This is a genomic window from Spirosoma koreense, assembly GCF_054777875.1.
Genome location: NZ_BAAHAC010000022.1, coordinates 617202 through 630636, shown reverse-complemented (window position 1 = coordinate 630636; position 13435 = coordinate 617202). Strand labels below are relative to the sequence as shown.

Sequence of the window (13435 nt, the reverse complement as noted above, 5' to 3'; positions counted from 1 at the left end):
TACCGATTTATATACTTCGTTTCGAATTTTAAAAACAACTGACGGGTCTGTAAACTTTACAGTAGTAGTCTGTTCGTTATACCAGGGTGAAGGGGAGTTACGAACTCTCTCGTTCATCGTCTCCTGTGAGAAGCTTACGATAACCAATGATTCGCACTCGATTACAGTACATATTATCTCTTGGTTTACTGGTCACTAGCCTAGCTGCCTGCACGGGCGTGGGACCGACTACCAGTCTCTTCCGTCCTACATCCCTGCACGATCAGTACGGGCAATCGTTGAAAGAAGCGAAACTCGATCGCACGGCCCTCGGTACGGACTGGCTCCAGGCGGGTGAGCGGGCACTGCGGGATTCGCTCAAAATCACCGTTCCTTACCGCGAAACCGGCTATTTCTCGGCCAACAAAGCCTTTGCGGTTGGTTATCGGCTCGATGCGCAACGGGGCGACCGGTTTCTGATCCGAATCGAAACCCAGGGTCGGAAAGTCACTCAGGTGTTTATCGACGTCTTCTCACTGGATGACCGGAACCGCACCAGTCTACTGGCCTCTTCGAAAGCCGATACGAACGTGCTGGCCTGGGAACCCCGAAAAGCCCAGACCTATCTCATTCGGGTGCAACCCGAACTGCTGCGGAGCGACAGTTACACGATCAGCATTACCCGCGAACCAGCTCTGGCATTCCCGGTGCAGGGGCGCGACAGTCGGCAGATCAGTAGTTATTTTGGGGCTGCGCGCGATGGCGGCCGGCGTAGACACGAAGGCGTCGATATTTTCGCGCCTAAGGGTACACCCGCCGTTGCGGCCGTCGATGGCGTAATCACGGGCGTAGGGTCGAACAGCCTGGGCGGTAACGTGGCGTTTCTAACCGATAACGAACGTAATATCCGCCTGTACTATGCGCACCTCGACCGCTGGAGCGTCTCGAACGGGCAACGCGTATCCATCGGCGATACGGTAGGGTTCGTCGGTAATACGGGCAATGCCCGCACTACGGGGCCACACCTGCATTTCGGCATTTATAATACCATGGGTGGAGCAACCGACCCCTTGCCGTTTATCCGGCTGGGGCGCGGTCCGGCCAGGCAGCCTTTGCTCGCGCCATCGCGGCTGGGCGATTCGGTACGGGTGGCGGCTCCGCGTACGGTAATACGGCTTGCCCCCACCAGCGATGCGCCCATGCTGCGTACACTGCCTAAATCGGCGGGAATGACCATTATTGGCGGAACTGAAACCTGGCTTCGGGTGGAAACGCCGGATGGCCTGACAGGCTATGTTCTCAGCAGTACGACAGAAGCCGCCGGGCGACCACTTCGCCGACTGACGCTTTCGGCAGCGGGCAACTTACTCGACGAACCTGATAGCCAGGCAGCGATCGTTAAAACATTGGCTGCGGGTACGGCGGTAGAGGTGCTGGCGCTCGGCAATTTCTTTCAGCTCGTACGAAGCACGGATGGGATGACGGGCTGGCTGCCGATGACTGTCGATTCGAATAAACCATCAACGACCTCCGTTCACTAAACTCAGGGTTAAAATATTGTTTAGACACTATCTAAATTAACGATTGCTGCTTATCTTTGCTTATTCTTTTTTGCAACCATGACCGGCAACGTACCCGCCACTTACCAGGAAGTATTTCGGACCGACAAAGGTGTTGTTTATCAGTGCGATCGCAGCAACCGCCTGATTCTGGAATTTTGGGATACCCACACCCCCCTATCCGCCCGCGATTTTGCGCAGTTTCGGCGGATGGTCGAAACGGTCGATGTTCGCCAGATGGCGTTGAGCACGGCAGCCGCCGACGATGTGGAGATTTTGACCCTTCCGCGCTCCGAGCGTTGCTATGTGCTGACGCTCTGCGAAGTCATTCATTTGCGCGAGCTGCTCGCCGGTGCCCGGCTCATGCTGGAGCTTAATTCCATGCTGCGGGAATGTGGCTGTTCCCTGCCTGAGCACGCATAAATAGACTTTTTCTAAATTTCCTGATAATCAACCGGCTCTCTAACAAGGTCCGGTTTTTTTGTGTTGTTTTGCTATAAGATTTCTCACCGGAAACGGCCATTATTTATGAAAGATTTAGCAAGACTGCGCACCTCGGTTAAAGAAAGCGTTGAGCTGGCGCTGAACCAGCAGATACAGATGGAAATGATTTCGTCATCGAAATATTTGGCGATGGCGGGCTGGTGCGACCGGAATGGTCTTGACCATTGTGCGGGCTTTTTTTACAAGCAGTCGGAAGAAGAACGCAAACACGGCATGAAAATCTTCCATTATCTCTGCGATCAGGGGGCTACGGCTTATTCGCCCGAAGTGCCGGCCGTAGGCCAAGAATTCGATTCGCTGCGTTCGGTATTCGAAGGCGCTCTTGATCAGGAAATTGCCGTTACCGATTCGATCAACCGTATCATCGGCATCTGCCGCCGGGAAAGTGACTACGCTACCGAGGAGTTGCTGAAATGGTACGTGAAAGAGCAGATGGAAGAAGAATACATTGCCCGTCGTTGCCTCGAACTGATCGATCAGATCCCCGCCGATCAGATTTATTACCTGGATAAAAAACTCGCCAGCGTTACCTACGATGGCAACGTCTTTGAATAACCAACCTATGACCGATTGAAAAGGCATCCATCGCGGATGCCTTTTTTATTTTAGCGAGTTGGCTTCTACATTCATCCAATCTTATGACGTAACCAATCCGGTTGGTTCAAAAGCGTTCGGAACCGTATGCATTACATTCCGGAGAAACTATTTTTGTCCAGGTAAATTCTGGTTGTTAATTCCTGTTCACCATGCGTATACCTACTCTTATAACCTTGGTATCACTCAGCACCAGAACTATTTTGGCGCAGCCGGCTCCCAATACTGAGGATATCACTGCTATAAAGGCCCAGTGTGGTTGTTATGACGTCGATTTCCTGTATGCCGAAACCTTTGCTCCCGAAAAAAGCTACGTATTTAAAGATCGCTACCGAGCTAAAGGCGTTGAGTGGGTATTTGTCGATGAAGAAGCCGGACCGGCTCTTCACCCGTCCCGAATCGTGATTCAGCACTTGCTGGTCATTGGCGACTCAATCGTTGTGAAGCATTGGCGCGAAGACTGGCTCTATCAGAACACGAGCCTGCTTAAGTTCGACCAGAATGCCTCCTGGAAGCGCGAAAACCTTACAGCGGCTCAAGTCAAAGGGCAATGGACCCAGAAAGTGTTTGAAGTAGACGACAGTCCTCGTTACGAAGGGTCGGCAACCTGGATTCATGCCGACGGCCGGCACTACTGGGAAAGTACCGCCGACGCTCCGTTGCCCCGTCGCGAATACACCAAGCGCTCGGATTACAACGTGCTGCGCCGGACTAATCACCACGAGATTCGTGCCGATGGGTACGTGCACGAACAGGACAACGATAAAGTGATCCGTTCAGAATCGGGCGATCAGCTTCTGGTAGCCGAGAAAGGATTGAATGCGTACAAGCGTACGGACGAACGCAAGTGCGAAGTCGCAAAACGCTGGTGGGCCGAAAACCGCGCTTACTGGGCCGACGTACGAACCGTCTGGAACGAGGTGCTGGCGAGCCGCAATGTGGTGACCATCCGAGGACAGGTGAAGGGTCAGGTGCTGGGCCGGGAACTGGATGAGCTGGCTCTCACTACACAACAAGGAGGCTACAATTCGGCCAGCAGCCGTCGGTTAATCCGGGAGACGATCGAAAAGTATATTAAGTAGTAAGGTAGCGCGGTTTGAAGTCCGCGCTACCTTATAACAAAAAACCGGCTATCCAACGATAGCCGGTTTGTATTGGGGAATAACGACCCTTAGCGAGCTGCGCCATAATCCTGGCCGGCACTTTCGGGGAAGTTTTTCATAATGCTGGTTACCGTTTCGCGGAAAGCCTGATCACGATCACGCTCTTTGTTTCGATTGTTCAACTGACCGGTAGCCCAACCCTGCCATACGATATCATTGGTCCGGGCATCGAGCACGTTGATCACCACGCGGTTTTCTTCGTACTGCCGCGAGTAGACGTTGTTACCCATACCACCGTACCACCACGAATAAGGCGAATACATGTTGTTGGACTGGATTTGCTGCCGATCTTTCGAGTCCATGAAGAACCGAACGATCAGATCCGCTTCACCCTGCGTAACGGGCTTGTAACCACGTCCTTTAAGCGACTGATCGAGCGCATCGGCAATCCGACGCTGGTTCAGGTTGCTACCGACGATGGGGTCAGCGTTGCGTTGCCGGTCAGCTTCGATCCGATAGGTGGAAAACTGCCGAACGTTAACTTTAGGATCGTAGTCGTATTTAACGGTAATTGAAGGGGCGCAGGACGCCAGCGTACCGACGACGAACAGACTGGTGATTATGCCTTTGAATTTCATGTAATTTAAGTCGTTAGATGGTGTCAAACCGATTAGTAAACGCTGAGGAAACACTCATTCGTATATGACAATTCAATAACTAAAAGTAGCGCTCATTCGTTCCGGTTTTTAGAAGTTTACAAGTAGATACTACCAAGCTTAACGTACTGAATATCAGCAATTAATAGCGAATTAAGTAATTTTAACAAGGGATTAATCCGGCTTTCATTCCAGCGGTTCACCGGCTTGTTTCCAAAGCGCTCGACGCGCCGGAATTACTCCTGCTGCTCACAACAGTTGCAATGGGTTGCTACTTAATAACATGACGCATTTGGCGCGTAAACCGTTGCAATGATCCTCAAAAATTACGATCAAATAGAAAAGCCACCGCCCGTACGGACAGTGGCTTTTTAAATGGCAGACTGTAGGTATTTGTTAAGCGCTGGCCAGGGCTTCAGCACCACCCACGATTTCCAGAATTTCAGTCGTAATGGCAGCCTGACGCGTCCGGTTATAAACCAGCCGCAACTCTTTCAGGAGTTCGCCCGCGTTATCGGTGGCCTTATCCATAGCCGTCATCCGGGCACCGTGTTCCGATGCGTTGGAATCGAGAACAGCTTTATATAACTGTATCTTGATGGTTTTGGGAATCAGTTCGGTAATGATTTCTTCTTCCGATGGCTCAAATATATAATTGATTGCGGCCGAGGCACTACCGGGCGTTTGCGCCGACACGATAGGCAGCATCTGCTCCGTCCGTACGATCTGCACGGCAGCGTTCCGGAACTCATTATAAATTACTTCCACGACATCGTATCGACCGTTGGCAAAACCAGCCATGGCTTCTTCAGCTGCAGCGCGAACCGTAGCAAAGTTGAGCGATCCAAATACATCCATGTGGGCTGTATTGACTTTGAATCCCCGACGCTGGAACGCTTCAGCTCCTTTCTTACCGATCGCCATGATTTCGACATTCCCCGAACGAGCCTGTGCCGTATACTTCTCTTCGATCAATGCCAGTGCACCTTTTACGGCATTTGTGTTGAACGCTCCGCACAAACCACGATCCGATGTAACGACGATCAGCAGAACGTGATCGATCGGGCGAGCCTGTTTGTACGGACTCTCCGACGCTGTTTCGGCACCCGCCGAAACGGTACCGAGCATCTGGGTGAGTTTCTGCGCGTAAGGACGCAGCTGCGTGATGTTATCCTGCGCCCGACGCAGCTTGGCAGCCGCCACCATTTTCATGGCTTTGGTAATTTGCTGGGTCGAATTGATCGACGAAATCCGGGCGCGTACTTCTTTCAGTGAGGCCATAAAATAATCGATAGTCGGCAGTGGTTAGTGACTGGTTGAGCGGTCGATTCACCGCCAGTTAGCCACTAACCACTGTTAACTCATTTTAGTATTGGGCTGACAGATCAGCGGCTACTTTCTTCAGCGTTGCGGTACCTTCGTCGGTCAGCTTACCGGCGCGCAGCTCGGCCAGCACGTTCGGATACTGAGCGCTCAGAACCATGGCAAACTCGCTTTCGAACGCTTTCACTTTGTTGACAGGTACTTTATCCAGCAGACCGTTGGTCGATGCATAGATGATCGCTACCTGCTGCTCAACTGGAACCGGTGAATATTGCGGCTGTTTCAGCATTTCCTGGTTCCGACGGCCCCGTTCGATCGTCAGTTTGGTCGATGCGTCCAGGTCCGAACCGAATTTCGCGAAGGCTTCCAGCTCACGGAACTGGGCCTGGTCGAGTTTCAGCGTACCCGCCACTTTCTTCATCGACTTGATCTGCGCGTTACCTCCTACCCGCGATACCGAGATACCTACGTTGATGGCAGGACGAATACCCGAGTTGAACAGGTTCGACTCCAGGAAGATCTGCCCGTCGGTAATCGAAATTACGTTCGTCGGAATGTAAGCCGATACGTCACCGGCCTGAGTTTCGATAATCGGCAACGCCGTCAGCGAACCACCACCCTTCACCTTGTCTTTCAGGGAAGGCGGCAGATCATTCATATTCTTGGCGATTTCGTCGTTCGAGTTGACTTTAGCGGCCCGCTCCAGCAACCGGCTGTGCAGGTAGAACACGTCTCCCGGATACGCTTCGCGTCCCGGCGGACGACGCAGCAGCAGCGACACTTCACGGTAAGCTACGGCCTGTTTCGATAAGTCATCGTATACTACCAGTGCCGGACGGCCCGTATCGCGAAAATATTCGCCGATGGCCGCGCCCGTAAACGGAGCAAAGAACTGCATGGGCGAAGGATCCGATGCGTTAGCCGAAACGACGACGGTATAGTCCATCGCGCCAGCCTTCCGCAGGGTTTGTTCCACCTGTTTCACGGTCGATGCTTTCTGACCGCAGGCTACGTAGATACAGAAAACGGGCTGTCCTTTGTCGTAGAATTCTTTCTGGTTAATGATGGTGTCGATAGCTACGGCCGTTTTCCCCGTCTGCCGGTCGCCGATGATCAGCTCGCGCTGCCCACGACCAATGGGTATCATGGCGTCGATGGCCTTGATTCCTGTTTGCAGAGGTTCGTTTACGGGCTGGCGGAAAATAACGCCCGGCGCTTTGCGCTCCAGTGGCATTTGGAACAGTTCGCCCTGGATCGGGCCCATGCCATCGATCGGCAGGCCGAGGGTGTTCACCACGCGTCCAAGAATGCCATCACCTACGTTTACGTAGGCAATCTGATCGGTCCGTTTAACGGTATCGCCTTCTTTAACCTCCGAATAATCGCCGAGCAATACGGCACCAACGTTATCTTCTTCCAGGTTCAGAGCCATGGCCTGAAGCCCATTGTCGAACGACAGCAATTCGCCGGCCTGCACTTTCGAGAGGCCGTAGATACGCGCTACGCCGTCGCCGATTTGCAGCACCGTACCGACTTCTTCGAGTTCAGCCTCGGTTTGGGTTCCGGCCAGTTGCTGGCGCAGGATGGCTGATATCTCGTCGGGTCTTACGGATTCCATATGAGTATAATGAAATTTTAATATTGATTTTTCGGGCGCAAAGGTACAATTAAAATTTAATAAAAGCTTGCCGACAGTGATAATTACGGGCTGAATGTTAGACTTTTCCAATACTGAAGCCCTAAAGTCGAAAACCGCCGGTGGTTGCCGAAAACCGTTCGTCCGAAATAGGCAAATTTTCAGGGCTCAATTCTGGTTTATGCTTATAGAAACGGCTACTTTTATCGGTCGGCGTTTTTCGGGCGGGGTTCAATGAAATTTCATCAAAACCCGGGGTTACCAAACTTTTCTGATACCGAATCACGTTTTATTACCAGATCAGTTATTGCCTTATCATTTTTGTTTTCGTTCGCATGAAGTTCAACCCATTGATGTTGGCTGGTGTTGCATCAGCTCTTTTTATCTCCGGATCTGCCACCGCTCAAACCAAAAAACCTGCTGTTTCCAGACCTGCTTCCAGCGCTAAACCGGCGGTCAGATCATCAGCGGCTGCCAAACCAGCCGCAGGAGCTACTTCCCTGGCATCCACGCAGGACTCCATCAGCTATAGCATTGGCCTCTTTATGGCGCAGAACCTCAAACAACAGGGGCTGACCGAGTTGAATACGGCTCTGCTGGCGCGTGGACTGGAGGATGCGCTGAAAGATCAGAAAACAGCCCTGACTCAGGATCAGGCCGGCCAGATCATGAATACGTTCATGCAAAAGCAGATGGCTACCCGTAATGCCGAAGCTATGAAAGTGTCGGCAGAGAACAAAAAGGCCGGAAACGCCTTCCTGGCGGAGAACAAAGCAAAATCGGGCGTCATTACCACCACCAGTGGTCTGCAGTACTCGGTCGAAAAAGAAGGGACTGGGGCTAAACCAACGGCCACGGATCGGGTTAAGGTACATTATACCGGCCGGTTGCTCGACGGTAAGGTGTTCGACAGCTCCGTTGAGCGCGGGACACCGGCTGAATTTGGCGTGAGTGAAGTCATCAAAGGCTGGACGGAAGCCCTACAGCTAATGCCGGTCGGTTCGAAATGGAAACTATATATCCCATCCGATCTGGCTTACGGCGACCGGGGCGCCGGTGGCGACATCAAGCCTGGCTCGACGCTGGTGTTCGATGTGGAATTGCTTGATATTGTAAAACAATAGTTCAAAGTGTGAATGCGCGAAAGCGTGAAGGAGTGGATAAATTACCCGAGTGTTTTCGCTCCTTCACGCTTTTGGTCGTTCGCCGTTAACCTGGGTAATATAGATGAAGAAGTATCTGGTGACCCTTGTGCCCGTGCTGATGCTCAGTTTTCAGCCGGATTCGCCCTCAGGAGCCTCGGCCCTGAGTGGCACGATGCGATCGACTCCCGTCTCATCCGCAGCCGATGATCTGAAGCCGACCATTTCTCAGGAAAAGGTAGAAACGCTGGTGGCCAAGCTGCTGACAACGTATCACTACCGGAAGGTGCGGCTCAATGATTCCCTGTCGTCTGTGGTCTGGGATAATTACCTGAAGGAAGTGGATGGGAACAAAACCTACCTGCTGGCCTCGGATGTAGCCTCGCTCGAAAAATACCGTTATGAAATTGACGATGCACTTATCAATGGCGATCTGACGGCTGCTTATGACCTGTACAATGTTTTCCGGCAGCGTTATAAGGAGCGTAGTGAGTTTATTAAGGAGCAGTTGAAAACGCCTTTCACCTTTACGGCCGACGAAAGTTTCAATACTGACCGGGAAAAAGCGCAGTGGCCTAAAACGGTTGAAGAGCAGAACGATCTGTGGCGGAAAATCCTGAAAAACCAGGAACTGGAGCTACGGCTGGGAAACCGAAAAGACAGCGTGGTTACGGCAACGATGGCACAACGGTATGCCAACCTGGATAAAGCCATTAACCGGGTAAAAAGTGCCGACGTCTTTCAGATTTACATGAACTCGTTTGCCGAAGCGCTCGACCCGCACACGAATTATTTCTCACCGACTAATGCTGACCGGTTCAATCAGGAGATGAGCCAGTCGCTGGAAGGTATCGGCGCGATGTTGCAGGAAGACGGTGAGTACATCAAAATCACTAGTGTGCTGCCGGGTGGCCCGGCCTTCAAAAGCAACCTGCTGAAAGTAAATGACAAGATAGCCGGGGTGGCCCAGGGCGACAACGGGGCGATGGTCAACACCATGAACTGGCAGGTCGACGAAGTGGTCAAACTCATCAAAGGTCCCAAAGGCACGGTTGTCCGCTTACATGTAGTATCGCCGGATGCGATTGCCGGTGCGCCACCGAAAGAAATCCGGTTGGTCCGCGAGAAAATCAAGCTCGAAGAGCAGCGCGCCAAAAAAGAAGTGATCGAGGTGTCTGACAACGGAAAAGCGTTCAAAATTGGCGTGATCAACATTCCTATGTTCTACCGGGATTTCGAAGGAGCCCGCAAGCATGAGCAGGGTTTCAGCAGCACGACCAGCGACGTTAAGAAGTTCATCGACGAGCTGAAAGGCGAAAAAGTAGATGGCATTGTCATCGACCTGCGCGATAACGGTGGTGGCTCTCTCACGGAAGCGATCGATCTGACCGGTCTGTTTATTCCGAAAGGACCGGTTGTTCAGGTTCGTGAATCGACGGGCGAGACCGAAGTATATACCGACCCGGATCCATCCGTCACCTATGATGGGCCGATGGCCGTGCTGGTCAACCGCTTCAGTGCGTCTGCTTCGGAGATTTTTGCAGCCGCCATTCAGGATTACAAACGCGGGGTTATCGTAGGCGGCCAAACCTTCGGAAAAGGAACCGTCCAGACCCTGATCGACCTGAACAAGTGGTTGCCCAAAGAGCCAGAGAAAGTGGGGCAGGTTAAAATGACGATCCAGAAATTCTACCGCATCAACGGCAGCAGTACCCAGCACAAAGGTGTAACGCCCGACGTTGAACTGCCGTCGGCCTTCTCGGCTGAAGAATACGGAGAAAGTTCGCAGCCAAGCGCCCTTCCCTGGGATCATATCAATACCACCCGCTACGAGCAGTCGCGCGGGCTGGACGACAAAATTCTGGCGCGTCTGCGCGATCGGTTCGATCAGCGGCTTAAATCCGATCCGGAGCTGAAGCAACTGGCACAGGACCTGGCCGATTTTAAGAAAGCGAAAGAAAATACGGTCGTATCGCTCCAGGAGTCGAAGCGTCGGAAAGAGCGCGAAGATGCCGAACGGAAACGGGCTGCCGCCAACAAAGTGACGCAGGTCACCGCTTCGGCTGACGACTCGGCAACACCGAACGCAACAGCCGCTACGAAAAAGAAAAAAGACCTGTACCTCAACGAAGCGGGTCTCGTTCTGGCTGATTACATTCTGGCGACGAACAAATTAGCCGTAAACAAATAAATTCAACGGTCTATCGATCGATAAAACCCCGGTACAGCCAATGGACCGGGGTTTTATCGTCTAAATCAGTTTTTTAGGCGTATGTGGTATTTTTTGATCCAGCAACGCGCGCTCGATACGGGCCCGTATCAGGCTTTGCAAAAGCGCGCATCCTTGACCGAAGTCGAACTTTTTAATGAACCTTACGAAAACTGGTACGTATTTTCCGTCGAGAAAAACAGTTATCAGGAGTTCATGGATTACCTCGATACCGCAGGTATTGTTTATGAACTCAGGGCCGATCGGCCTACACGCCCGGAGCTGCTCTCAGGCATGCGGTAAATCTTACGAATGAATTACCGACGGATTCGGTTCCGGTCCGCTGCTAACCGGCAGGTCTGCCCGGCGAACACGCCGAAAGAACCGCCAGCTCAGGAGTATCGCGGCTATCGTCAAACCCGCCAGTAAGCCAATCCAGACACCGATGGCATCCAGTTTAAACGGAAAAGCCAGTACGTAACTCAGCGGCAGCGCCACAATCCAGTACGAAAATAAGGTTATCAGCGTTGGAACGTTTACATCCGAGAGCCCGCGCAAACCGCCCAGCGCCACGACCTGAACCCCATCGGACAACTGAAAGAAACCGGCCATGATGACCAGCGAAGCCGCAATGGTCATCACCGCTGGATTGTCGCGGATGTACAGAGTGACCAGCCAGTCGTTGGCGGTCAGGAACAGCAGTGCCGCCAGACTCATGAAACTGATGGATAACAGAAAGGCTGCCATCCCCGCCTGCAACGCTTCGCGCTGACTTCCCCGCCCGACAGCCGCGCTTACCCGAATGGCGGCCGCCGATGAAATACCCGTAGCCATCATGTACGTGACCGACGCCATGTTGATGGCGATCTGATGGGCCGCCAGCCGATCTTCGCCCAGCCAGCCCACAATAACCACGGCCAGCGAGAACGTCGCGATCTCAAAGAAAAACGTGAGCCCACCGGGTACGCCCAGTTGAAGGATCGTCCAGACGTCGCCGGTCGATGATAAGGAGTTGAATTCAGGCTTCAAAAATGGCTTGAACCGGTCGGCGCGGTAAATGTAAATCAGCATAGCAGCCGCCATGAAGGTTCTGGATATGAGCGTCGACAGTGCGGAACCCATCAGCCCCAATCTCGGGAAAGGACCGACGCCTTTGATTAGCAGATAATTGAACAGGGCATTTACCAGCAAAGCAGATAGCGTAATGGCCATGGCGACACGCGGATAGCGCAGGCCGTCGCAAAGCTGACGAGCGGCAACGAAAATCAGCAGGGGCAAAACCGATGCGCTCAGGATCAACATAAAATCGCGGGCCAGTCCGCTTACCTCCCGGGTCTGGCCAAACAACCCAAAATTGAACGCCAGCAGCACCGAGAGCCCTCCTAGTACAACGCTGAGCAAAATCGACACCCGCAGCCCGGCCCTAAACAGCCGATTAACCTCGGCCGGGCTGTGCTGACTGTTTGCTTTTGACACCAAAGCCGCCACCACCGGCAAGGCCCCGACGCCGATACCCGATAGTAGAAACGAAAGCGAATTGGCTAAACCAGCCGCACCCAGCGGCACAGCGCCCAACAATCGACCAACGAAAAGGTTATCCGTCACGCCCATCAACACGACCCCTAGTTGCGCAATAATGATCGGCAGGCTCAACCGTATCGTATCGGTCAGTTCGGCGCGGTAGGTACTGAGCAAAGGGCGGAGGGCACGGGGCATGGGGCATGGGGTTGAGAAGCGGAACGAGGTTTGCAAAAATACTACATTTTTACTGTACCCTCTGCCCCGTACCCTCTGCCCTCCGCCCTTGCCCTCTGCCAATTCCTTCGTACTTTTGCCAGAACGATTATAAATCAGGAAAGCTTTTGAAAGAATACGGCAGTAGTATCCAAAAACTGGTTGACAACATGGTCAACATCGAAGATCGGGAAAAGCGTACGCGGTACGCCCACATCCTGATCGAGTTGATGCGACAGATTCACCCGAACATGAAGGATGGCCAGGATTACTACAACAAATTGTGGGACGACCTCTACATCATGTCCGACTTTACACTGGATGTAGACAGTCCTTATCCTCCGCCATCCGAAGAAGCCCTGGGCAAAAAACCCCAGCGGGTTCCCTACAATACCCATCACCTGAAATTCAAACATTTTGGCCGTAACGTCGATCTGCTGGTGGCCAAAGCATCGGCCCTGGAAGATCCCGACGAACGACGGGCTTTCGTTTCCTACCTGACTCGCCTGATGCGCACCTTCTACCAGGCCTGGAATAAGGAATCCGTTGAAGACGAAACCATCTACCAAAGCCTGATCGAGCTTTCGAACGGGAAACTATATGACGATATCCAGCTCATTCGCGAACAGGGCCTTGTAGAAGCTACGCCCCGCGAGCGGACCGGTGATCAGCCACAGCGTACGGGCGGTAACAATTACCGGAACGACCGCGACAGTAATCAACGGGGTGCCAACTCAAACCAGAGCCGGCCCAACAACCGGAATGACAACGGATCGCAACGCAACTTCGGGAACCGCAACCGAAACGACCGCGATAGTGGTCAACAGGGACGTCCTAACAACGGCTCCCAGCGCAATTTCGGCAACCGCGACAGCGGTCCCCAGCGGCCGGGGGGCAACAATCGAAACGACAATCCGCGTCGGCGACGCTAGTACCCAATGATGAATGATGGGTTATAAATGATGAATAGGGTAAACTATTTCTTACTCTACTCCT

12 protein-coding genes are annotated in these 13435 nt (G+C 52.8%); 8 read left to right on the top strand and 4 right to left on the bottom strand.

What is annotated here, in order from left to right; genetic code table 11:
* Positions 1-146: 146 nt before the first annotated feature.
* The 4 genes from ACYVC2_RS16045 to ACYVC2_RS16030 all read left to right on the top strand — a co-directional run bounded on the left by ACYVC2_RS16045 (position 147) and on the right by ACYVC2_RS16030 (position 3718).
* A complete protein-coding gene (locus ACYVC2_RS16045; protein ID WP_461103456.1) occupies positions 147-1520 on the top strand; it encodes a peptidoglycan DD-metalloendopeptidase family protein in 1374 nt (457 codons plus the stop codon).
* 78 nt (positions 1521-1598) lie between these two features.
* On the top strand, positions 1599-1961 hold the full coding sequence (locus tag ACYVC2_RS16040; protein WP_461103455.1) for a hypothetical protein: 363 nt from the start codon (positions 1599-1601) through the stop codon (positions 1959-1961).
* A gap of 105 nt (positions 1962-2066) precedes the next feature.
* Positions 2067-2597: a ferritin gene (locus tag ACYVC2_RS16035; protein ID WP_461103454.1), complete on the top strand. Its 531-nt coding sequence runs from the start codon at positions 2067-2069 to the stop codon at positions 2595-2597.
* A 191-nt stretch (positions 2598-2788) separates the two neighbouring features.
* Positions 2789-3718, top strand: a complete 930-nt coding sequence (locus ACYVC2_RS16030; RefSeq protein WP_461103453.1) for a DUF6607 family protein — start codon at positions 2789-2791, stop codon at positions 3716-3718.
* An 89-nt stretch (positions 3719-3807) separates the two neighbouring features.
* Here the strand turns inward: ACYVC2_RS16030 and ACYVC2_RS16025 are convergent, their stop codons facing one another.
* The 3 genes from ACYVC2_RS16025 to atpA form a co-directional block, all read right to left on the bottom strand.
* Positions 3808-4377 (bottom strand): DUF4136 domain-containing protein, encoded by a 570-nt coding sequence (locus tag ACYVC2_RS16025; RefSeq protein ID WP_461103452.1) that lies wholly within the window; start codon positions 4375-4377, stop codon positions 3808-3810.
* Between the two features lie 414 nt (positions 4378-4791).
* Complete coding sequence (gene atpG / locus ACYVC2_RS16020; protein WP_461103451.1) at positions 4792-5676, bottom strand: ATP synthase F1 subunit gamma; 885 nt, start codon at positions 5674-5676, stop codon at positions 4792-4794.
* 85 nt (positions 5677-5761) lie between these two features.
* Positions 5762-7336: a F0F1 ATP synthase subunit alpha gene (gene atpA / locus ACYVC2_RS16015; RefSeq protein WP_461103450.1), complete on the bottom strand. Its 1575-nt coding sequence runs from the start codon at positions 7334-7336 to the stop codon at positions 5762-5764.
* A 353-nt stretch (positions 7337-7689) separates the two neighbouring features.
* Here atpA and ACYVC2_RS16010 point away from each other — a divergent pair, with 353 nt between their 5' ends.
* The 3 genes from ACYVC2_RS16010 (at position 7690) to ACYVC2_RS16000 (ending at position 11008) form a co-directional block, all read left to right on the top strand.
* On the top strand, positions 7690-8478 hold the full coding sequence (locus tag ACYVC2_RS16010) for an FKBP-type peptidyl-prolyl cis-trans isomerase (RefSeq protein ID WP_461103449.1): 789 nt from the start codon (positions 7690-7692) through the stop codon (positions 8476-8478).
* Between the two features lie 103 nt (positions 8479-8581).
* Positions 8582-10687 (top strand): carboxy terminal-processing peptidase, encoded by a 2106-nt coding sequence (locus tag ACYVC2_RS16005; protein ID WP_461103448.1) that lies wholly within the window; start codon positions 8582-8584, stop codon positions 10685-10687.
* 81 nt (positions 10688-10768) lie between these two features.
* Positions 10769-11008 carry a hypothetical protein gene (locus ACYVC2_RS16000; RefSeq protein ID WP_461103447.1) on the top strand — a complete coding sequence of 80 codons (240 nt, stop codon included), beginning with the start codon at positions 10769-10771 and terminating at the stop codon, positions 11006-11008.
* Between the two features lie 3 nt (positions 11009-11011).
* Here the strand turns inward: ACYVC2_RS16000 and ACYVC2_RS15995 are convergent, their stop codons facing one another.
* Positions 11012-12421 carry an MATE family efflux transporter gene (locus ACYVC2_RS15995; protein ID WP_461103446.1) on the bottom strand — a complete coding sequence of 470 codons (1410 nt, stop codon included), beginning with the start codon at positions 12419-12421 and terminating at the stop codon, positions 11012-11014.
* A 146-nt stretch (positions 12422-12567) separates the two neighbouring features.
* Between ACYVC2_RS15995 and ACYVC2_RS15990 the strand changes: the two genes are divergently transcribed.
* Complete coding sequence (locus ACYVC2_RS15990) at positions 12568-13371, top strand: DUF4290 domain-containing protein (RefSeq protein WP_461103445.1); 804 nt, start codon at positions 12568-12570, stop codon at positions 13369-13371.
* The last annotated feature ends 64 nt before the right edge of the window (positions 13372-13435 follow it).